Annotated in this window: 22 protein-coding genes and 1 pseudogene; 12 read left to right on the top strand and 11 right to left on the bottom strand. The window is 67.2% G+C overall.

What is annotated here, in order from left to right:
- Positions 1-146: 146 nt before the first annotated feature.
- The 8 genes from OG361_RS34515 (at position 147) to OG361_RS34550 (ending at position 8456) form a co-directional block, all read left to right on the top strand.
- On the top strand, positions 147-1619 hold the full coding sequence (locus OG361_RS34515; RefSeq protein WP_405859872.1) for a cytochrome ubiquinol oxidase subunit I: 1473 nt from the start codon (positions 147-149) through the stop codon (positions 1617-1619).
- A gap of 26 nt (positions 1620-1645) precedes the next feature.
- Positions 1646-2689, top strand: coding sequence for a cytochrome d ubiquinol oxidase subunit II (gene cydB, locus OG361_RS34520; protein ID WP_405859874.1), 1044 nt, complete (start codon positions 1646-1648; stop codon positions 2687-2689).
- A 782-nt stretch (positions 2690-3471) separates the two neighbouring features.
- A complete protein-coding gene (locus tag OG361_RS34525) occupies positions 3472-4107 on the top strand; it encodes a hypothetical protein (protein ID WP_405859876.1) in 636 nt (211 codons plus the stop codon).
- 257 nt (positions 4108-4364) lie between these two features.
- The gene (locus OG361_RS34530; RefSeq protein WP_405859878.1) at positions 4365-4685 is read left to right on the top strand and encodes a hypothetical protein; all 321 of its coding nucleotides are present in this window, start codon (positions 4365-4367) and stop codon (positions 4683-4685) included.
- Complete coding sequence (locus OG361_RS34535; protein ID WP_405859880.1) at positions 4682-4957, top strand: carbohydrate kinase family protein; 276 nt, start codon at positions 4682-4684, stop codon at positions 4955-4957. The genes OG361_RS34530 and OG361_RS34535 overlap by 4 nt, the downstream gene beginning before the upstream one ends.
- A gap of 356 nt (positions 4958-5313) precedes the next feature.
- Positions 5314-6315, top strand: a complete 1002-nt coding sequence (locus OG361_RS34540; RefSeq protein WP_405859882.1) for a substrate-binding domain-containing protein — start codon at positions 5314-5316, stop codon at positions 6313-6315.
- 236 nt (positions 6316-6551) lie between these two features.
- On the top strand, positions 6552-7775 hold the full coding sequence (locus OG361_RS34545; RefSeq protein WP_405859883.1) for an ABC transporter substrate-binding protein: 1224 nt from the start codon (positions 6552-6554) through the stop codon (positions 7773-7775).
- 108 nt (positions 7776-7883) lie between these two features.
- On the top strand, positions 7884-8456 hold the full coding sequence (locus tag OG361_RS34550; protein ID WP_405862743.1) for a hypothetical protein: 573 nt from the start codon (positions 7884-7886) through the stop codon (positions 8454-8456).
- A 162-nt stretch (positions 8457-8618) separates the two neighbouring features.
- Here OG361_RS34550 and OG361_RS34555 read toward each other — a convergent pair.
- Positions 8619-8795 (bottom strand): annotated as a pseudogene (locus OG361_RS34555) (hypothetical protein); the annotation flags it as partial.
- A gap of 302 nt (positions 8796-9097) precedes the next feature.
- Here OG361_RS34555 and OG361_RS34560 point away from each other — a divergent pair.
- Positions 9098-9370, top strand: coding sequence for a GlsB/YeaQ/YmgE family stress response membrane protein (locus tag OG361_RS34560; protein WP_405859885.1), 273 nt, complete (start codon positions 9098-9100; stop codon positions 9368-9370).
- Positions 9371-9650: 280 nt separating this feature from the next.
- Here the strand turns inward: OG361_RS34560 and OG361_RS34565 are convergent, their stop codons facing one another.
- A complete protein-coding gene (locus tag OG361_RS34565; RefSeq protein WP_405859887.1) occupies positions 9651-10109 on the bottom strand; it encodes a hypothetical protein in 459 nt (152 codons plus the stop codon).
- Positions 10110-10461: 352 nt separating this feature from the next.
- Between OG361_RS34565 and OG361_RS34570 the strand changes: the two genes are divergently transcribed.
- Positions 10462-10815, top strand: a complete 354-nt coding sequence (locus tag OG361_RS34570) for a transglycosylase family protein (protein ID WP_405859889.1) — start codon at positions 10462-10464, stop codon at positions 10813-10815.
- 234 nt (positions 10816-11049) lie between these two features.
- Here OG361_RS34570 and OG361_RS34575 read toward each other — a convergent pair whose 3' ends face one another.
- The 8 genes from OG361_RS34575 to OG361_RS34610 all read right to left on the bottom strand — a co-directional run bounded on the left by OG361_RS34575 (position 11050) and on the right by OG361_RS34610 (position 14856).
- Positions 11050-11466 carry a gas vesicle protein K gene (locus OG361_RS34575; RefSeq protein WP_405862604.1) on the bottom strand — a complete coding sequence of 139 codons (417 nt, stop codon included), beginning with the start codon at positions 11464-11466 and terminating at the stop codon, positions 11050-11052.
- A complete protein-coding gene (locus OG361_RS34580) occupies positions 11459-11680 on the bottom strand; it encodes a gas vesicle protein (RefSeq protein WP_405859891.1) in 222 nt (73 codons plus the stop codon). The genes OG361_RS34575 and OG361_RS34580 overlap by 8 nt, the downstream gene beginning before the upstream one ends.
- On the bottom strand, positions 11677-12525 hold the full coding sequence (locus tag OG361_RS34585) for a GvpL/GvpF family gas vesicle protein (protein WP_405859893.1): 849 nt from the start codon (positions 12523-12525) through the stop codon (positions 11677-11679). Before OG361_RS34585 ends, OG361_RS34580 begins: the two co-directional genes overlap by 4 nt.
- Positions 12522-12890, bottom strand: a complete 369-nt coding sequence (gene gvpJ / locus OG361_RS34590) for a gas vesicle protein GvpJ (RefSeq protein ID WP_405859895.1) — start codon at positions 12888-12890, stop codon at positions 12522-12524. Before gvpJ (OG361_RS34590) ends, OG361_RS34585 begins: the two co-directional genes overlap by 4 nt.
- Before the next feature lie 75 nt (positions 12891-12965).
- A complete protein-coding gene (locus OG361_RS34595) occupies positions 12966-13214 on the bottom strand; it encodes a gas vesicle protein GvpG (protein WP_405859897.1) in 249 nt (82 codons plus the stop codon).
- Positions 13215-13256: 42 nt separating this feature from the next.
- Positions 13257-13976 (bottom strand): GvpL/GvpF family gas vesicle protein, encoded by a 720-nt coding sequence (locus tag OG361_RS34600; protein WP_405859899.1) that lies wholly within the window; start codon positions 13974-13976, stop codon positions 13257-13259.
- Positions 13977-13979: 3 nt separating this feature from the next.
- A complete protein-coding gene (gene gvpJ / locus OG361_RS34605; RefSeq protein WP_405859901.1) occupies positions 13980-14453 on the bottom strand; it encodes a gas vesicle protein GvpJ in 474 nt (157 codons plus the stop codon).
- Between the two features lie 28 nt (positions 14454-14481).
- Positions 14482-14856 carry a gas vesicle protein gene (locus OG361_RS34610; protein WP_405859903.1) on the bottom strand — a complete coding sequence of 125 codons (375 nt, stop codon included), beginning with the start codon at positions 14854-14856 and terminating at the stop codon, positions 14482-14484.
- 219 nt (positions 14857-15075) lie between these two features.
- Here OG361_RS34610 and OG361_RS34615 point away from each other — a divergent pair, with 219 nt between their 5' ends.
- Positions 15076-16026 (top strand): histone protein, encoded by a 951-nt coding sequence (locus tag OG361_RS34615; RefSeq protein ID WP_405859905.1) that lies wholly within the window; start codon positions 15076-15078, stop codon positions 16024-16026.
- 3 nt (positions 16027-16029) lie between these two features.
- Positions 16030-17151: an SRPBCC family protein gene (locus OG361_RS34620; RefSeq protein WP_405859907.1), complete on the top strand. Its 1122-nt coding sequence runs from the start codon at positions 16030-16032 to the stop codon at positions 17149-17151.
- Positions 17152-17488: 337 nt separating this feature from the next.
- Here the strand turns inward: OG361_RS34620 and OG361_RS34625 are convergent, their stop codons facing one another.
- Positions 17489-18094 carry an alkaline shock response membrane anchor protein AmaP gene (locus OG361_RS34625; RefSeq protein ID WP_405859909.1) on the bottom strand — a complete coding sequence of 202 codons (606 nt, stop codon included), beginning with the start codon at positions 18092-18094 and terminating at the stop codon, positions 17489-17491.
- Positions 18095-18100 lie beyond the last annotated feature (6 nt).

An 18100-nucleotide genomic window follows, 5' to 3' on the forward strand; every position in this document is an offset into this window, starting at 1 on the left:
AGCCGCCGGTGGCGAAGCCGGGATGAGGTTGCGCCGTACGGATGGCCACGGCCGTCCAGGGGTGCGGCGCACCGGCCGCACTGGTGTCGGTCTGCTTGTCTGGGCGGCTGAATCAGCCTGCGTTGCGGTGTGATGGGTGTGGACACATGAGTCAGCTGGATCTGGCGCGATTGCAGTTCGCGATGACGTCGATCTACCACTTCCTGTTCGTCCCGGTGACCATCGGTCTGAGCCTGCTGACCGCCCTGCTGCAGACCGCCTGGCACCGAGGCGGGCGGGTCGAGTACTTGCGGCTGACCAGGTTCTTCGGGACCTTGCTGGTGATCAACGTCGCCGTCGGCGTGGTGACCGGCCTGGTCCAGGAGTTTCAGTTCGGCATGGACTGGTCGGGCTACGCCCGCACGGTCGGCGACGTGTTCGGGGCCCCACTGGCGATGGAGGGCCTCGCGGCCTTCTTCCTGGAGTCGACCTTCCTCGGACTGTGGATCTTCGGCTGGGACAAGCTGTCCAAGCGCGTCCACCTGGCGACGATCTGGGCAGTGGCAGCCGGCAGCGCCCTGTCGGCGCTGTTCATCATGGCGGCGAACTCCTGGATGCAGCACCCGGTCGGCTACGCCATCGACCCGTCCACCGGTCGACCTCAGCTCAACGACATCTGGGCGCTGTTCACCAACCCCGTCTTCCTCCGCGGCTACGCCCACGTGCTGTTGGCCGCGCTGGTCACCGGTGCGATGGTCATGCTCGCCGTCTCGGCCTGGCACCTCCGCAGAGCCCTCCGCGAGGACAAGGGTGGCGCCGAGAACAAGGACGGCGCCGCGGACAAGGATGGCGCCGAGAGCAAAGGCGACCCGCACACGGCGAAGGATGCGTCCTCGGCGTTCCGGCTGTCGGCTCGTCTGTCGCTGCTGGTCCTCGTCCCCGCCCTGCTGTTCGCCATGCTCGTCGGCAGCGAACTCGGCGTGACCGAGGGCAAGTTCCAGCCGATGAAGATCGCTGCCGCCGAGGCGCAATGGGAGACCTGCCAACCCTGCTCCTTCTCGCTCTTCCAGATCGGCGGCGGCAACGACGACCAGACACCCACGCAGGTCCTGGAGATCCCCCACCTGCTTTCCCTGCTGGCCACCAACCACTGGAACGGCAAGGTCCTCGGCCTCAACGAGGTCAACAGCCAGTACGAGCAGGAATACGGTCCGGGCAACTACGTGCCCAACGTCTTCATCCAGTACTGGTCGATGCGTGTCATGGCCTACCTGGCCGTGGTCGCCCTCCTCGTCGGCCTGTGGGGCCTGTGGCTGCTGCGACGCAAGCGGCTCACGCACTCCCGCTGGTTCCTGAACGCCGCGGTCTGGGCCGTTCCGCTGCCGTTCCTCATCAACACCGCCGGCTGGCTCCTCACCGAGAACGGCCGCCAGCCCTGGATCGTGCAGGGCATCCAGCTGACGAAGGACGGCGTCTCCTCCTCCGTCAGCACCACCGAGGTCGCCATCAGCATCGTGGCCTTCTTCCTCCTCTATGCCGCACTGGCCGTCGTCGCCGCCGTGCTGATGACACGCCACGCCCGAAAGGGCGCGGGCCCCACGCACAAGGACGACCAGCCCGCCCCCGAGATGACCTACTGAGGTCCCGAGCCGCCGGAAGGCCCGCGATGGAATTCACCACCGTCTGGTTCATCATCATCGCCGTGCTGTGGGTCGGCTTCTTCGTCCTGGAGGGCTTCGACCTCGGCGTCGGCATGCTCCACGGAGTGCTCTCCCGCGACGAAGCGAGCCGACGGGCCGTCCTCCACACCATCGGACCGGTATGGGACGGCAACGAAGTCTGGCTGGTCACCGCCGGCGCTGCGATGTTCGCCGCCTTCCCGGGCTGGTACGCCACACTCTTCTCCGGCTTCTACCTCGCCCTCGTCCTCCTCCTGGCCGGACTCATCGTCCGCGGCATCGCCATCGAGTACCGCGACCGCGTCGACGGCGCGCGATGGCGACGGACCTGGACCGTCCTGCTGACCGCCGGCAGCCTGATCGTGCCCCTCGTGCTCGGCATCGCCCTCGGAGACCTGCTCCACGGCGTACCCGTCGGCCGCGACCAGGAGTACGCGGGCACCTTCGCGGACCTGTTCACCGGCTACGGCGTCTTCACCGGGATCACCATGACCGCGCTCTGCCTGCTGCACGGGGCGACCTTCCTCGCCCTCAAGACCAGCGGGGAGATCCGCGAAAGGGCCCACCGGCTCGCCCGCCGCGCCGTCCTGCCCGTCGGCCTGGTCGTCCTCGCCTTCGTCTTCTGGACACGCTCCCTCGCCGACCAGGGCATCCTCCTCAACCTCCTCGAACTGGCCGCCGTCCTGGCCGTCGCCGCCGCGGCCTGGGCCATCAGCAGCGGCCACGACGGCTGGGCCTTCGGCGCCACCACCCTCGCGATGGCGGCAACCGTGGGATCGCTGTTCACCGAGCTCTACCCGAGGGTCATGGTCTCCAGCACCAGCAGCGCCTTCGACCTGACCGTCGACAACACCGCGTCCGGCCCCTACGCGCTCAAGGTCATGACCGTCGTCGCCCTCGTCCTGCTCCCCGTCGTCCTCATCTACCAGGGCTGGACCTACCACGTGTTCCGCAAGCGGATCTCCGCCGACCACTTCCCCGCTCCGGGGCAGGCGTCGCCCGGACCGCTCACCGCCCGGCCGGAGAGCTAGGGCGTGTGTCGAAAGTCCCGCCTGCCCGGCGGCCGTAAGTCCGTCCACAGGGTCCGGCCCCTGCTGGCACCGGCGGCTAGCGCGACAGCGGACCGGACACACCCGAAGGCGCCTGTGTGGACTCGGCCAGCCTGGGGCTGATTCAGGACCGGATCGTCGATGCGAGGTCAGTGACGCCGCGGCTGCTCCTAGCCTGACGCGGACGCCCTACGCCGAGCATCAGGAGATCAGTCGGATGGCCGATCAGGTATCCCCGTACGTTCTGCCTCCGGTTGCCGTCTTCTGCGACTCGACGCGGCCGCACCTCATGCCCTGTCTGGAGGGTGAAGCGCGCTCCCAGGCCGCACGGCTCGCCACCGCGCTCGCAGCCGTTCCCGCGTTCGGAACTGCCACGGAACGCGCCTCGGGGCTACAGGCGGCTACCCTCGCGGCTGCCGGGCTGGTCCGGGCACTGTCGGCGCAGGATTCCCAGGCCGATGGGGACGCGCTGCCGGTCAGGTCTCCCGTGCAGAGCTACTTTCGGGTGCGCACGGCCGATCTCACCGCCGTGCAGGCTGCCCAGGAGGCGGCCCTCGTGATCCACCGGGGACTCGCGGACCTGTGTGAAGCGCCGCTCTCGGGAAGCGACATCGTCCGGGAGACCGCCGCGATGAGGCAACTGGTCGAGGACCTCGCGGGGAACCAGGAGAGCCCACAAGCCTCCGCGGGGCGGGACGACGCGGCGATGGACACCCTGGGGGAGGGGGCAGGGGCAGGGGCAGGGGCTCGGGCGGCCGGAGGAGATGTGGCTCTCCCGCTGGATCACGGGCCACCATGTGCACGTCCTGTTCAACGTCTACGCGACGATAGCCCTGCGCCAGGCCAACGAGCGTCTGCGCGAAGGGATGGTGCACGAGGCGACCGCTCACCTCGCCCGAACCACCGTTTACGTCAAGGGATTTGCCGCGGCCCGGGCGCATGCCGCAGCGGTGCCCTCCGACTTCTACAACACCACGGTCCGCCCCACCATGGTCCCCACCGTCGTACCGGTGCCCCTCAGTGGAAGCATGCATGTGGAGTACCGCCAGTACCGCAACGCGGTCGACGAACTCCTCGAAGTGCTGCCCGAACCCATCGGAGACCTCGCCCTGCGCGAACCAGGACTCGCCTTCGCCCGCGAGAGCCTCCTGGAGGCCGACCTCATCGAGGCGGAGCGCCACGTATGCCTCGTCGAACCGGTGGTGGGCAGCGAACGATCCCTGGTTCAGCCCCCGGCGACCATGGACAACGCCGTCTCGGTACTGCGCCTCATGCGCCATGTCCGGGCGGCCAAAGCCGCACCCTTCGTCCGATTCGGAGACCACCTCGTGGAGGCAGGCGCCCGGCTCCGGCAGAAGGACGGAGACGGCCCGTCCGGGACGGGACACTGCCCGCGCTGATCGCTGCGGTCCCTGGAGACATCCGGCGTCGCCGGGCCATGCTCGCGGCTGTGCCCGAGCCACTTCACGCCGCGGGCCGATCGTTGCCCGGGCGTGGTTTCCGGTGGCTCCGACGTGACCGGCTCACCCGGACGAGATCTCTCCGGCAGTGAAGGCCTCGAACTCAAGGCCATCACCGCCGCCGCCCTCGGCGGCTGCGCCCTCAAGGGCGGCAAGTCTCCGGTGTCGGCGTCGAACCCAGCCTGCCCACCGGCCTCATGCTGCGGGAGCGCCGCACCAGCGATCACACCCGAGTCGCCTACTACCGCAGGGGACTCGCAGGATCCAGTCTCTCCCGGGGCGACGTGGACGAACACCTCGTGCCCGGGGCACGCCTCCTCCACATCACCGGTAACACTCCCGCGCTGGGCGGCACAGCCCTGGAGGCGGTGCGACACGCCGTGGACGTCGCCCGCGGTGCCGGCGTCACGATGTCGCTCGATGTCACCTACCGGTCGCTCCTGTGGTCCCGCAGCGAAGCCGCCGCCGCTCTCGGCTCACTGGTGCGCCAGGCGACCTCGGCCCCCGGCAGGCGGTGATCAAACTCGGGGCGGACGGGGCCGTCGGCGTCGTGGACGGTACGGCCGTCGAACAGCCCGTGGTCCGCGTCACCGCCATGGATCCGATCGGCGCGGGAGACGCCTTCGTCGCCGGATATCTGGCGGCCCACCTGGACGGAGCCGAGCCCATCGAGCGACTGCGCACCGCGGCGACCTGCGGAGCCTTCTCCGTCGCCGTCATGGGCGACTGGGAGGGCCTGCCGCACAGGAACGAACTCTCGCTGCTCGGCGGCGGTGACGTTCACCGCTGACCGGTCGGCTGCCGTCGAACGCCTCCTTTCCAGTCGGTGGCAGCCGGCTCCGGACGATTGAGCCGGACTCCCTCGATCTCGATCACCTGGCTTCTCCCTGGAGGCGTAACGGACTGATATCGCATGCGAGGTTGTGGATTCCTCCATGTTGACTCGGTCTGCCCGGCCATGTTCTCTATTGCCCACCGCGTTGAATCAAGTTTGATTCTGAGCGATTCAGTTGGTGGGTCGCGTCCCGTGCCGCGGGCGTCGAGCAACTTCCGTGGATCCCGTCGATCCGGTCGATCCGTTCATGAAGGAGTACTGCCATGTCCATGGAGCGTCGCCGCCGGGTTACCGCAGCCATTGCCCTGGGCATGGCTGTGACGTTGGGTCTCGGAGCGTGTTCGAGTGGTCAAGAGACCGCGAAGTCCAGCGGAGAGACCAAGAAGGTCGACGGCAAGATCTCGATCACGTACCTCCAGAAGCAGGGTGACCAGGAGTACTTCGTCGGTGAGGCCGCCGGTGCCAGGGCCAAGGCGCAGGAGCTGGGCATCGATCTGAAGGTGGTCAACCTCGGCAACGACGCCAACAAGACGATCAGCGAGGCACAGTCGGCGATCGCCCAGAAGGCCCACGGCCTGATCGTCGTTGTGCCGGACCCGGCTGTCGGCCCGCAGCTCGTCCAGATCGCCGAGAGCAGCGAGGTCGAGCTGCTCACCTCGGACGACCAGATCTGTACGACAGGGCCGGACCCCGCCGCCTGCGAGCCTGACGGGCTGGTTCCCCGTATCGGCTTCAGCGGCCAGCAGATGGGTGGTGAGGTCGGCAGGCGGGCGGCCGCCGAGTTCAAGAAGGCCGGCTGGAATGCGGCCGACACTCGGACGATCTCCGCATGGAAGCAGGACGTCACCGTCTGCACGGACCGGGTGACCTCCGCGAAAAAGGCCTTCAAGGAAGGTTCCGGTTCGGAGGTCAAGAACATTGACGTTCCGACGGACAACACGCCCACCGGCGCGCAGGACAAGATCGCGGCCACCGTCACGGCCAACCCTGACGTCAAGCACTGGGTGGTCTGGGGCTGCAACGACGAGAACGTCCAGGGCGGCGTGACCGCGCTGGAGAACGCGGGCTTCAAGGCCGATGACGTCATCGGCGTGGGCCTCGGCGCCTACCTGGCCTGCAAGAACTGGAGCTCCGGCAAGCCGACCGGCATGAAGGCCGCGCTCTTCATCAACGGCAAGGACGTCGGCGCGCTGGCCGTGCAGACGATGTACGACAAGCTCAAGAACGGCAAGGACTTCGCGCAGGAAGCCTTTGCTCCGACCACGATGATGGACGCCGCCACCTGGAAGGCGTCAGGGGTCGCGTGCAGCTGACCTGACACACGAGGCCCGCCGGCGGGGCTGCAGTCCGCCCCGCCGACGGGCCTTCAACCTCTGGGTCGTCCCTGAAGGAGATCCCGCTTGCTTCCCGTGTGCACCACGTGCTCAATCGGCACGGGCGGCCAGAGGACCCACTGACAAGACGACCTTCTGACGCTGAGCAGGAAGTGGACAACGTGTTGCGTCGCCGCTCTCTTCGACTCGCCGCTGCTTCGGCTGCCCTTGGCCTGATGGCCTCAGTGGCCGGCTGCAACGCCATCGACGCAGAAGTCACCACGCTGAAGGTGATTGCCGCTGACTACGACCTCACCGGCGGTGACACGAAATCCACCGAGAACTACTGGGCCGAGCTGGCACGGGCCTACGAGGCCGAGCATCCCCGAGTCAGGATCGACGTGCGGGTCGAGCCCTGGTCGGACGTCGAGGGCAAGGTCGCCGACATGGTCAAGGAGGGCAAAGCTCCTGACATCGCCCAGATCGGAACCTACGCAGACTACGCAGCCGCCGGCAAGCTGTACTCGGCGGACGAATTGCTCGCCGTCCCCGTCCAAGCGAACTTCCTGCCCGCTCTGGCAGAAGCCGGGGAGCGGAGCGGGACCTTGTACGGGATCCCATTTGCCGCATCAACCCGATCGCTCTTCTACAACAAGAAACTCTTCTCCGATGCAGGAATTCAGCGACCTCCCACAGACTTTAAGGGGTTGGCTGAGGCGGTCGAGAAGCTCAAGGAGAACGACGTCCCTTATCCCATTGCGCTGCCATTGGCGCCGGAGGACGCTCAGTACGAACTGATGATGTGGCTCCTGAGCGGAGGAGGTGGATATACCAGTGAGACAGGTCGCTACACGATCGACTCGACCAGCAACATCAAAACCCTCGACTGGATCAAGGAAAACCTGGTCGAGAAGGGACTGACCGGCCCGGTCTCGCCCCGGGAGCTCAGACGTTCGGATGCCCTGGCCGCCTTCGTTCGAGGTGAGGTGGGACTGGTCAGTGCTCCTCCGTCGCTCTTGCGGGATGCCGAGAAGAACGGCGTTCGCGTCGGCAGGGTCACTCTGGACGGGCCGGACGGGAGGGAAGCGGTGGGAGTGGGCGCCGCTGACTGGATCATGGGCTTCAAGCAGAACGGGCACCGCGAGGAGATAGGTGACTTCCTAAACTTCGTTTTTACCGACAAGAACGTACTCGATTTCACCGGAAGAAGCGATCTGCTTCCCGTGACAGTCAGTGCCGGCGAGGCCATGGAGGAGGATCCGAAGCGCCGGCATCTCCGCGAGTTTCTGCAAAGAATTCCTGAATCCCGATTTCCGCCCATGAACAAGCCCTCATGGGCTCATGTCAGCAGGGACATACGGATGAGTATGGGAGAGGCCTTCACGCCGCGGACGAGCCCGGCGAGCGTCCTCGTGAAGATAAATCGTGATGCGGTACAACACGAAATGGGCAGTCGATAGGATCGACGTCCCGGCAGCTGCCCGCATCGGAGCCGCCGGTGCGGCGGACGGTCGGCTTGCCGTCGGCAGCCGCGCTCTCGCCGTCGCTCATGCCCTTCGCCTGGTGCGGTGGACAGCGGGTCGCCTCCTGGATCCCCCGCTTCGTGTGAACGGCAACGACCTTGTCAGGTCTACACCGGTGCGTGGACGCACGCGGACCCGAGCGCCGGGTACACGGCGGGCGACCTGTTCGGCACGGAGTCCTTCACCAACGTCACCGGAGCCAAGGCGGAGTTCAGCTTCACCGGCACCCAGGTCGGGTTCTACTCCGCGAAGGCGGAGAACCTCGGCATCGTCGCGATCTCGGTCGACGGCGGGCCCGCCACCGAGGCGGACCTGTACGCCCCTGCCGAGCAGTTCCAGCAGCGCGTCTTCGAACGGACGGGCCTGACCGGAGGCGAGCACACCGTGACCGTCCGGGTGACCGGCCGCAAGAACGCCGCCTCCGTCGACGCCTACCTCAGCCTCGACGCCATCGAGGCGCTCGGCGGGGATCCCTTCGCGATGGACGCGGCCGCCGTCGGCCTGATCGTCAGCGCCCGCGTGAACCACCCCGACCTCGCCTGGGGCAACTACGTGGACCCGGCGATCAGCCTGTCCGCCGGATGGACCGGCCCGGCCCGGGTGCGCCTGCTGGGGTGACGGCCCGCCCGCTACAGGCCGAGGTCGTGACCCGTCTCCGCGAGGTGAACGGTCATGGCCTCGGCCGCACCGGCCTCGTCGCCGGCCGCGACGGCGTCGAGGATGCGCCACCGCCTGGTGGAAGGCGAGATCGGCGGCGATGAAGGCCTCCGTGTCGGCGGCCTCGCGCATCGCGTCCAGCGCCCGCGCGGCATCCTCCGGCGAGCCTTCACCGGCCGCGACCTGTGCCGCGGCCCGCCGGGCCAGCTCCGCTTCGATCACCCGACGGGTGTCCAGCAGGTCCTGGAAGTCCATGGCGTCCTGGCTGAGGCGGAAGTCGAGGATCTGCTCCAGCATCATGTCTCTCCCGCTTCGCCGCAAGGCGGAGCGGCATCGGGTCGGATTCCCGCCGCCCGGCGCTGATGCAGCGGGCCGCTTCGGCGGCCTCGTAGCGCAGCCCGCCGTCGAGTTGTGGGCGGACGAAGCTGTCGCCTCGTGTGAGCCATTCAGCCTTCCAGTGAGGTCCTTGGCGATCGCCGTCGGAGCGTCGGAATGACCTCACAGTTTCGGCAGCAAGATCGAACATTCGGACGTTTGAAAGTGCTCGGACAGTAAAGAAGCTGAACTGATAACGGCTTTATGAGACGACGTGGGAAGGAATCATGGGCATCATTGCGTGGATCCTCATTGGGCTGTTCGCGGGCCTCATTGCCAAGGCGTTGATGCCGGGCAAGGACCCGGGCGGCCTCATCGTCACCATGCTCATCGGCATCGCGGGCGGCCTGCTCGGCGGCTGGCTCGGCAAGGTCATCTTCGGTGTCGACTCCATCGACGGCTTCTTCGATCTCTCCACCTGGATCGCCGCCATCGTCGGCTCCCTCATCCTTCTTGCCCTCTACCGGCTCCTCACCCGCAACAAGCACCGTCGTGCCTGACCCGGCACGTTGATCAGCCCACCACCCGAATCGGCTCCCCCTCCCGCTCGAGGGGAGAGCCGATTCGGGGGTATTCGTGATCGTGCCGAGGCAAGAACAAACCGGCTGCGTGCCCTGAGATCCGGTCTCGCCCCAGAAGAAAGCGTGCTCGTATCGCGCTGGATGAGCAGCTTGGGGCCGGCTCCGGTCGGGCCGGCTCTTCAGGAGGGTCCCGTCGGTCGCGCCACCCTCCCTTGGGCAGGCCGGGCGCTGGAAGACCTTCGAGGTCCTCTCGATGCTTTCAGCGGTTCCGCCGACTGCGGCGCATGAGGAGAAAGACGAGGGTGGCGATCCCCGCTGCAAGCAGTGGGGTCCATTTGGATCCTGCCGCGTGCGCCGCGCGTACAGCCTTTTCACGGACTACGTCGGGGGTTTTGTCGGCTGCGAGGTGGCCGGCTCGGTTTGCGGTGTCGCGGACGTGCGCTGCGGTTTGTGTCGCTGTGTGCAGGATCGGCTCAGGTGTCTTGCCCTTTGCCAGCTCAGCTGTATGGCCGGCCTTCTCGCGGACCTGCGTGGTGGCCTGTTTGGCTTTCGCGATGGTGTGTTCCTTGACCGCGGCAGCCTTCTCCTTGGCCGTGGTCTTGCCGTCGGCTCCGGCCGATGACTCGTCGACCTGGCCGGGTTCGCCCAGTGTGCGCTCGGCCTCCGGCGGCTCTCCAGAGGGGGACGAGGACTCGTTACCGTCGTGCTGACTGGTCATTGGTGTGCTTCTCCATCCCGGCCATAACAGCCACCGGCTTCGTTGCTGGTGCGAGCTGGCCCCGATCCTCAGGGTGAGCCAGCGGTCGAAGGGTCCCCCTTAATGATCGCGCGGTGAGTGGCTGAACGCGCGGCGCCGAGCTGGTGCTCCACTCCGTTCGGGCATGGCGAAGACACGGTGAGCCCGACAGCCACGCCTGTGGCCGCCGAACGGGTGGCGTTGGCCGTTCGCCTGTCGGATAGGGCCGGGAGGCGGCACGGAGGCGTGCTGTGCTGCCTGCAAGGCCCGACAGCCACAGGCGGGATTAGCGCGGACGCGCGGGGCTGTTCTGCCCGACAGCGACGGAGGACTGATGTCTCGTTTCCAAGACGGCCAGCGAACCGGAAGCACCATCCTGGCCCTGCTCTGCGCAGTGCTCCTGAGCCAGGCAGCACTGACCGATTCCGCCGATGCGGCCGCCCACACTTCGAGACCTCGCGTCGACTGGGACGCGATCGCCCAGTGCGAGTCGGGTGGTAACTGGCGTGCCAATACGGGCAATGGGCACTACGGCGGCCTGCAGTTCACCCGGTCGAGCTGGAGGGCCGCGGGTGGCCGTAGGTACGCTGCCCGAGCCGACCTGGCTACGAAATCGGAGCAGATCGCCACGGCCAAGAGGCTGGCTGCGTTGCAGGGTATGGGTGCTTGGACCTGTGCCCGCCGGTAGGGAACCGGTAGACGGCCTCACCGGCCTCGTACCCGTCGTGGGACGGAACGGGGGCGTGCATGTGCCGATCAGGTGCACTTCGATCGTCGCTGCGCCGACCGGTGTCCACCTCCGCCCCCCCGAGCTGGCCAGTCGGTCGGCTGGGCAGTGGGTCGGCTGGGCAGTGGTGCGTCCTACATGCAGAGCTGGGCCTGACGGGTACTGCTTTCCGGGCCGGCTTTGGCCTGTGAGTTTTCAGGTCCGGGGTGGAAGGAGAGGTCCCAGTGGGCCGAGGTCGAGGTTGAGGTCCTCCAGCGCGTAGCCGTGCTGGGCGCACAGGTCGGCCAGCCGGTCGTGGAGCGCCAGGAGCGTGGCTCCCAGCTCCTCCTCCTGTTCGTCCGTGAGGTCTCCCGCGTCCACGCGGCGCAATGCCTGGCGCTCGATGAGCTGACGCAGGAGTTCGACCAGGGTGAGGACGAGTTTGAGTAGGTCCTCTTCCACTGTGTCGCGGTCGGTGTACATGCGGTGAGCTGCGCGCGGGGGTGCGTCGTGCGGCGTGGGAGGCGCCTGAATAAGCCGGAAGGCTTGCGACATCGAGTCACCGACGTCATGGAGGCCGGGACCGGGGTGCGGCGACGGGTCGCGGTGCCGTTCGGGGTGTTCTTCACTCATCATGGCCGCCCTCCTGCGCCGCCGTGCCTGGGCGGTTCTCGGAGCTGACGGACACGATGAGTGCGCGCAGTGAGATCCGTACGAGATCGATGTCGGCGATCGACAGAACGATGTCGCCGGTGATGACCACGCCGCCGCTGAGCAACCGGTCGAGGAGGTCCACCAGCGCCACTTGGCGCCCGGGAAGCGGTTCTCCGTGCTCCGCGAGAGTCATGAGCCGTGCTCCTCGCCAGCGGCTGAGTGCCGGCGCTCGACCGGCGGCATGGCGAAGGAGTAGGGCGCCCAGGGCCCGGTCACTTCGACACGAATGCCATCGAAGACGCCGACAGCCGCTTCGATCGCGGCCCGGAACGGCTCCGCGTACGCGTCGGGGACGAGGTAGGCGTCGTTGAGCACGTTCTCGACGGGCCCGGTCAGGGTGCCGCGCTGGGTGGGGTGTCGCACGTGCTGCGAGGCGTATCGGGAGGCGACGGTTTCGATGATTCCGGCGGCCTCTTGCGCTTGGCCGTACACGGCTTCCTGGGTGTTGTGCTGAGCCCTACGGCGCTGGAGATATGCCTTGCCCGGAGTAGTGGCAGCGCCGGCGTCGGCGTCGGGTCCGGTGCCGGCCGGGGCTGCGGTGGGCGCGAGGTAGATTTTCACGCCGAATTCGGTGTGGGCGGTGAGCTGGGCGAGTCGTTCGGCGAATGCGTCGTGCTGCTCGGCAAGCGCCTGGCCGGCGCGGTCGTCGTCCTGGTAGACGGTGGCCATGCGCAGGGGAAGGACCGTGGTGTGGGTGGAGAGGGCCTGTACGACGTCGTGGTGGGCGCGGGCGACATCCTCGAGCCACTCCAGGTCCTCGAAGTGGTTCTTCAGCGCGCTCTCGTTGAAGTCACGCCGTGGTACGTGGCTGGTGGCGAAGGCCAGGGGCGGCGCCGGGCCGCCCGTGCCGGGTGGTGCGGTGACGAACAGGACAGGGGATCCGTAGATCCCGCGGAGGCCCATCAGAGCGTCTCGGAGGCCTGTCGTGAGCGGGGCCGCGGCGTAGACGTAGGTGAGGGCGTCGTCGGGTGTCGTCATGGCCTAGGCCCCCGTGCGGTCCCACCGCCCGTATCTCCCTCGGGTTCCTCACTGGTGGTGCGGGGTGGGAACTCTTCACCATCGAGGCGTTCACGGCGTAGGGCCTCCAGCTCGGCGCGCAGTCGCCGGTTCTCCTGCTCGAGGGGGCTGCCGGTGTGACGCGAGGAGAGCGAGGGGTCGTGCTCCCACCAGTCGATGCCCATCTCCTTCGCCTTGTCCACGGAGGCGACCAGGATCCGGAGTTTGATCGTCAACAGTTCGATGTCGAGAAGGTTGATGCGAATGTCCCCGGCGATGACGATGCCCTTGTCCAGGACTCTCTCCAGGATGTCGGCGAGGCTGGAGGTGCTCTGCCCGTATGGCATCGGGGCGGCTCGGGACGGGAAGGATCCGAGTCGGCTGGGTAGTGGCTCAGACACGATGACGGCCTCGCTTCCCCGTCAGGGAGATTGTCGGCGGAACTCTGCGATCTCCTCGAGCCGGTCGATCAGCTCGTCCTCCCGGCGGTCGAATGTTTCCTGGTCGATCTCGTCGTTCAGCAGTCGCCGCTCCAGGTCGGCGAGCTCGCGCCACACCGGGGCCGGGTCGTAGTACTCGTCTTCGGCCGTCTCCGCGACCTGCTGGGCGGCCCACACGACTGCCCGCACCGGCGCGATGGGAAGGGTGAGCAGGCCTGTCAACAGTCCCATGGTGAGTGTCCTCCTTCCGTTCTCCGTTCCGAGGTCGCCGGGTCACTGAACGAAGCTGTACGGGGGCAATGGGCCGGTGAGCCGGAAGTCCACGCCGCCCTCGATCTGTTGAGCGAGACTGGCCTCCGCCGCCAGGAAGTCTTCTGTCCGGTCATGGGGCACCAGCAGCGACAGATTGAGGAAGTCGGGGCTGGAGGGCGGATGGGTGGTGTGCTCTCGGCCGTAGGGAATCAGCGCTTGTACGAGTCCGGCGGCCAGCGAATCCTGGCGTTCCTGCACTTCGCGGGCGACCAGTTCCCCAAGCGTGAGGGGCAGCTGCGGGTCCTGCGCGCCGGCACGGATCCGCTCGTTGAGATCCCTCGCCTCAGGGGAATCCTGAAGGATCTGACGCAGCAGCTCGTCCTCGTCCGCCTGGGTTGCCCTCACGTGATACTCGGCGCAGCCGTCAAGTCGCGCGAGGGTGGCGATGTAGCTGTCCGTGTTCTCTTCGAGGGCCTGTTGGACGGTCTGATCGCCGGAGGCGAAGTAGCCGAACTGCAGCGGCAGTACCACGGCATCGGCCATGAGCGATTCCAGCACCTCCTGATGGACTTGGAGGTCCCTGCGCTTGGGCCGGATCTCTTCGGAGATGTCGCTGACCACCGCGCACAGGGGTCCGGCGGCGACGGTACGTACGGGTGAGGGGTGGGAGCCCACTCCGGTCACACCGTCAAGGCGGTGGGGATGGTCCTTACCGGTGATCGCGTACACGTAGAGCGCCATCGGTTACTCCCTTTCCCGGCGGACCGGGCGCCGGGCGGGACGCCGCTTCTTGGGGGCAGGCTCTTCTTCTGGCTCTTCCTCGGGCTCTTCCTCCGGTTCCTCCTGCTTGGCGGAGCGGCCGGTAATCGATTCGGTCACGGCATCGACTGCCCCGCCGATCGCGCCCTTGGCCTTGCCGCTGGCCCCGCCTTCCATCATGGTTCCGACGACCTCGGGGAGCTGGGCGGGTGCCTTTCGGCCTGCTTCGAGATCGAGCCGGTTGCATGCCTCGGCAAACCGCAGGTAGGTGTCGACGCTGGCCACCACGATGCGAGCGTCGATCTTGATGAGTTCGATGCCCACCACCGAGATGCGGACGAAAATGTCGATGACCAGACCGCGGTCGAGGATGAGCTCCAACACGTCATAGAGGCTGCTGCCACCCGTGCCGCCTCCGCTCCTGCTTACGCTGCTGCCGCTCTGCGGCACCATGGTCATGGCGCCTCCTTTCCCGGGCGGCCCGTCTTCAGGTCGGCCGGTCGATCATGCCTCGGCTGTATCGGCGGGTTCGTTCGTAGGACACCAGTTGCCCCTCGGGATCCAGGGCGACCTTGTAGCTGGCCATCACGCTGGTCGTGTCTGGGATGCGTTCCAGTTCCACCACTTCCACCTGTGCCTCCCAGCCGTCCTCGGTGGGCTTGAGCGACGAGACGGAGTCAGGGGGCCTCCCGAGGAGTTGGGCCAGTTGCCCAGCTGCGGAACGCATCGCCGAAGACGCGTTGAGAGCCCCTGACGGCCGCTTGGCGGAAGCGCGGCGTGCCGACGGGCGCTTCTGTTCCTCGGCGTCCTCAGCCGGTCGGGGGCGGACTCTCCTCGGACGTGTGGGTTCTGCTGCGGCCATGTGGTCACTCCACTGGGGGAACACCGCTCGCTGAAACTACAATGTCATCATATAGGGACATATCTCCCGTGTCGGGGGTAGGCGGTGTAGAGACCCCCCTGAGCGGAGCCGCTTCTTCGGCTGCCGGCGCAGAACGCCGCCGCACGGTCCGCAGGCCCGGACGGTATTCCTGGGCGGCGACGTACATCCCGCAAACGCCCTGATGAAGGGATACAGCTCATGCAGGACACGACCAAATACGCGCTTGCGGCCGCCGTGGCCGGGGGCTACGTACTCGGACGCACCAAGAAGGGCCGCCTCGCACTCACAGTGGCCACCTACCTCGCCGGCCGCCGCTTCGGCCTTGAGCCGCGTCAACTCATGATGGAGGGCCTCAGTAGGCTCAAGGAGACGCCCCAGTTCGCTGAAATCAGCGAACAGCTGCGGGGCGAGGCCCTGGACGCGGGCAAGAAGGCTCTGGGAGCCGCGGCAAATCGCAAGCTCGGCGACCTCGCCGACTCGCTCCACAACCGCACGCTCGAACTGACGAGCGTGGGCAAGAGGGAAGACGAAGAGGAACCCTCCGAGTACGAGGACGAGTACGAAACCGAGGGCGAGTACGAGGACGAGGACGAACAGGGCTACGCGGAGCCGGAGGCCGAGGAGGAGGAAGAAGAGGAAGAGGAAGAGGAAGAAGAGCCGGAGGAGGGGGAAGAGGAGGAAGCGGAGGAAGCGTACGAGCCGGAGGCGGAAGAGGAAGAAGCGGAGGAGCCGGAGGAAGAGGAAGAGCCTCAGGAAAAGCCCCGGCCCCGAAGGACACGGAGGCCGAGCGCCTCGAAATCCGCAGCGCCCGCCAAGAAGACGGCGGCCAAGAAGACCGCGGCGAAGAAGGGCTCAGCGGAGAAGCCTTCAGCCCGCTCCGCAGCCGCCAAGAAGGCCCAGCCGGCCAAGAAGGCCGCGCCGGCCAAGACCGCCGGCAAGAAGGCGGCCAAGACGGCGCCGGCGAAGAAGACCGCAGCGCGCCCGTCGGCACGTAAGACGGCGCCGGCGAAGAAGACCGCAGCGCGCCCGTCGGCACGTAAGACGGCGCCGGCAAAGAAGACCACAGCGCGCACACCCGCACGCAAGACGGCGACCAGGAAGACGGCGGCGAAGAAGACGTCAGGCCGCAAGCCGTCCACGCGGAGGTAGGCCATGGCACAGTCAGAACGCGCCAGCGCGCAAGAATCGAAGTCGGGACTGGACCAGCTGCTCGAAGAGCTGACGTCATTCCTGGGAGCCCAAGCAGAGCAGCTTGCGGACAAGGCGTCGGACAAGCTGGGGGAAGTGACCGATCAGCTCACGGACGTGGCGCAAGGCAACGGGAAGCTCTCTGACGTCGCCGGTGTCGGGGGGCGGATGCTGAAGGGCGACTCGCCCATGAAGGCGATGATGGGCCAGGGCCTCAGCGGCCTCAAGGACAAGGTGACCGGCGCCGCCTCCCAGATCTTCGGCAAGGGCAAGAAGGGCCGTAAGAGCGGCGGGAAGGTCATCAACATCGTCGAGTTCATCGACGTCGGCCTGCCGCTGCGCACCGTGTACGACCACTGGTCGCAGTACGAGGACTTCAGTGGCTTCGCCAAGGGCGTTCGCGACGTCTCGCGCAACGACGACACCACCAGCGACTGGAAAGTGAAGGTCGGGCCTTCGACGCGCGGCTGGAAGGCCACCGTCCAGGAGCAGATTCCCGACGAGCGGATCGTATGGACTTCCGAAGGAGCCAAGGGAAGCACCCGTGGCTGCGTCAGCTTCCACGAACTCGCTCCGTCGCTGACCCGCATCGTCGTGGTGGTGGAGTACTACCCCTCCGGATTCTTCGAGAAGACCGGCAACCTGTGGCGCGCTCAAGGCCGTCGCCTGCGCCTGGACCTCAAGCATTTCCTGCGGCATGTCTCACTCACCACCGACGAGCCGGAGGGCTGGCGTGGCGAGATTCGAGACGGCGAGGTGGTCGTCACCCACGAAGAGGCGCTGGAGGAAGAAGGGGAGAACGAAGAAGACGAAGACGAAGACGCGGGCGAGGCGGAAGGGGAGTACGAAGGCGAAGACGACGAAGAGGGCGGCGAGTTCGAGGAAGGCGAAGAGCCCGAGGAAGAAGAGCCCGAGGAAGAAGAGCCCGAGGAAGAAGAGCCGGAGGAGGAAGAGCCTGAGGAAGACGAAGAGGGACCCGACGGTAGTGACGACAAGGGCGAGGAGGAGTACGCCGAGGAGGACGTACCTGACGAGGACGACGAGGACGAAGCCGACGAAGCAAGCCGTCCGCGCCGTCGACGGTAGCGGGGCCGGAGGGTCGGGGGCCCGAGGGGTGCTGCTGAGAAGGGGCGACGTCAAAGTCGCCCCTTCTCAGCAGCACCCCTCGGGATCCATCGGCTGGGGGCCAATGCCTGCTTCGCATCGCCCGCCATCTGTTCGCGGGTCCCCTTCGCCTCCAGGCTTTCGTTGCCGACAACCTGGCCGGTGGTCCCCTTCGCTCCTGTCTGATCTCAACACGCCCCTGGCCACGCCTGTTTGTGCCGTGTGGCGAGACGGCGGGCATCGGGGCGCCCTCGAGAGCGACTGCGATCGGCTTGAACCGGCGCCATACCAAACACCCATGGCGGGATGCAGCGCTCTTCTAGTCGGCGCGGTGGGCTTTGTGAGGTCTTGCCCGCAGCTGCACCGTCGCGGGGAGGCGGATCTGGCCGGTGGATTGGCGAGCGCGTTCCAGAGGACCGTCGCCCAGCGCCTGGAGGACGGGGCCGGGCTCGCTGTCGGAACCAAGGGTGAGGTCGAGGTGGGCCTCCGGATGCTTGACCGAGCCGTCCATCCGTGCCCGGGCCTTGTGGACGCCGGGCTGTCGTTGGGCGTCAGCGGCCAGAGCCTCGCTGAGGGCGCGCTCGCGAAGTTCCACACCATCCACGGCGGGTGATCCTCCCAGGGGTATGTGGCCGGGGTGCGTGCGGCGTAGTTGTGCCAGCAGCCACCAAAGGGCGAGCAGGACGACGATGGCCAAGACGGCGATGACCACGGGCCACCACCATCCTTCATCCGTCCAGCGGGTGCGATCGGCGGTGTCGAGCAGGACGTCGTGGGGAGCGGTCAAGGGCCAGCCGTCGGGTGGCGTCAGCTCCCAGCGCCGGTACAGGTCGAGGCCGCCGGCCAGAATCAGGATGCCTGAGCCGAGCAGGACGATGCCGGTCAGGGCCAGCAGGACCCGGTTGACTGCGGATTGCCTCTTCATGGGATC

The sequence above is a fragment of the Streptomyces sp. NBC_00090 genome (assembly GCF_045160815.1).
GTDB lineage: Bacteria > Actinomycetota > Actinomycetes > Streptomycetales > Streptomycetaceae > Streptomyces.

Coding starts and splice junctions, on each gene's coding strand:
- OG361_RS34515 (WP_405859872.1), top strand. CDS start 147: ATGAGTCAGCTGGATCTGGCGCGATTGCAGTTCGCGATGACGTCGATC.
- cydB (WP_405859874.1), top strand. CDS start 1,646: ATGGAATTCACCACCGTCTGGTTCATCATCATCGCCGTGCTGTGGGTC.
- OG361_RS34525 (WP_405859876.1), top strand. CDS start 3,472: ATGTGGCTCTCCCGCTGGATCACGGGCCACCATGTGCACGTCCTGTTC.
- OG361_RS34530 (WP_405859878.1), top strand. CDS start 4,365: ATGCTGCGGGAGCGCCGCACCAGCGATCACACCCGAGTCGCCTACTAC.
- OG361_RS34540 (WP_405859882.1), top strand. CDS start 5,314: ATGGCTGTGACGTTGGGTCTCGGAGCGTGTTCGAGTGGTCAAGAGACC.
- OG361_RS34545 (WP_405859883.1), top strand. CDS start 6,552: ATGGCCTCAGTGGCCGGCTGCAACGCCATCGACGCAGAAGTCACCACG.
- OG361_RS34560 (WP_405859885.1), top strand. CDS start 9,098: ATGGGCATCATTGCGTGGATCCTCATTGGGCTGTTCGCGGGCCTCATT.
- OG361_RS34565 (WP_405859887.1), bottom strand. CDS start 10,109: ATGACCAGTCAGCACGACGGTAACGAGTCCTCGTCCCCCTCTGGAGAG.
- OG361_RS34570 (WP_405859889.1), top strand. CDS start 10,462: ATGTCTCGTTTCCAAGACGGCCAGCGAACCGGAAGCACCATCCTGGCC.
- OG361_RS34575 (WP_405862604.1), bottom strand. CDS start 11,466: ATGAGTGAAGAACACCCCGAACGGCACCGCGACCCGTCGCCGCACCCC.
- OG361_RS34580 (WP_405859891.1), bottom strand. CDS start 11,680: ATGACTCTCGCGGAGCACGGAGAACCGCTTCCCGGGCGCCAAGTGGCG.
- OG361_RS34585 (WP_405859893.1), bottom strand. CDS start 12,525: ATGACGACACCCGACGACGCCCTCACCTACGTCTACGCCGCGGCCCCG.
- gvpJ (WP_405859895.1), bottom strand. CDS start 12,890: ATGCCATACGGGCAGAGCACCTCCAGCCTCGCCGACATCCTGGAGAGA.
- OG361_RS34595 (WP_405859897.1), bottom strand. CDS start 13,214: ATGGGACTGTTGACAGGCCTGCTCACCCTTCCCATCGCGCCGGTGCGG.
- OG361_RS34600 (WP_405859899.1), bottom strand. CDS start 13,976: ATGGCGCTCTACGTGTACGCGATCACCGGTAAGGACCATCCCCACCGC.
- gvpJ (WP_405859901.1), bottom strand. CDS start 14,453: ATGACCATGGTGCCGCAGAGCGGCAGCAGCGTAAGCAGGAGCGGAGGC.
- OG361_RS34610 (WP_405859903.1), bottom strand. CDS start 14,856: ATGGCCGCAGCAGAACCCACACGTCCGAGGAGAGTCCGCCCCCGACCG.
- OG361_RS34615 (WP_405859905.1), top strand. CDS start 15,076: ATGCAGGACACGACCAAATACGCGCTTGCGGCCGCCGTGGCCGGGGGC.
- OG361_RS34620 (WP_405859907.1), top strand. CDS start 16,030: ATGGCACAGTCAGAACGCGCCAGCGCGCAAGAATCGAAGTCGGGACTG.
- OG361_RS34625 (WP_405859909.1), bottom strand. CDS start 18,094: ATGAAGAGGCAATCCGCAGTCAACCGGGTCCTGCTGGCCCTGACCGGC.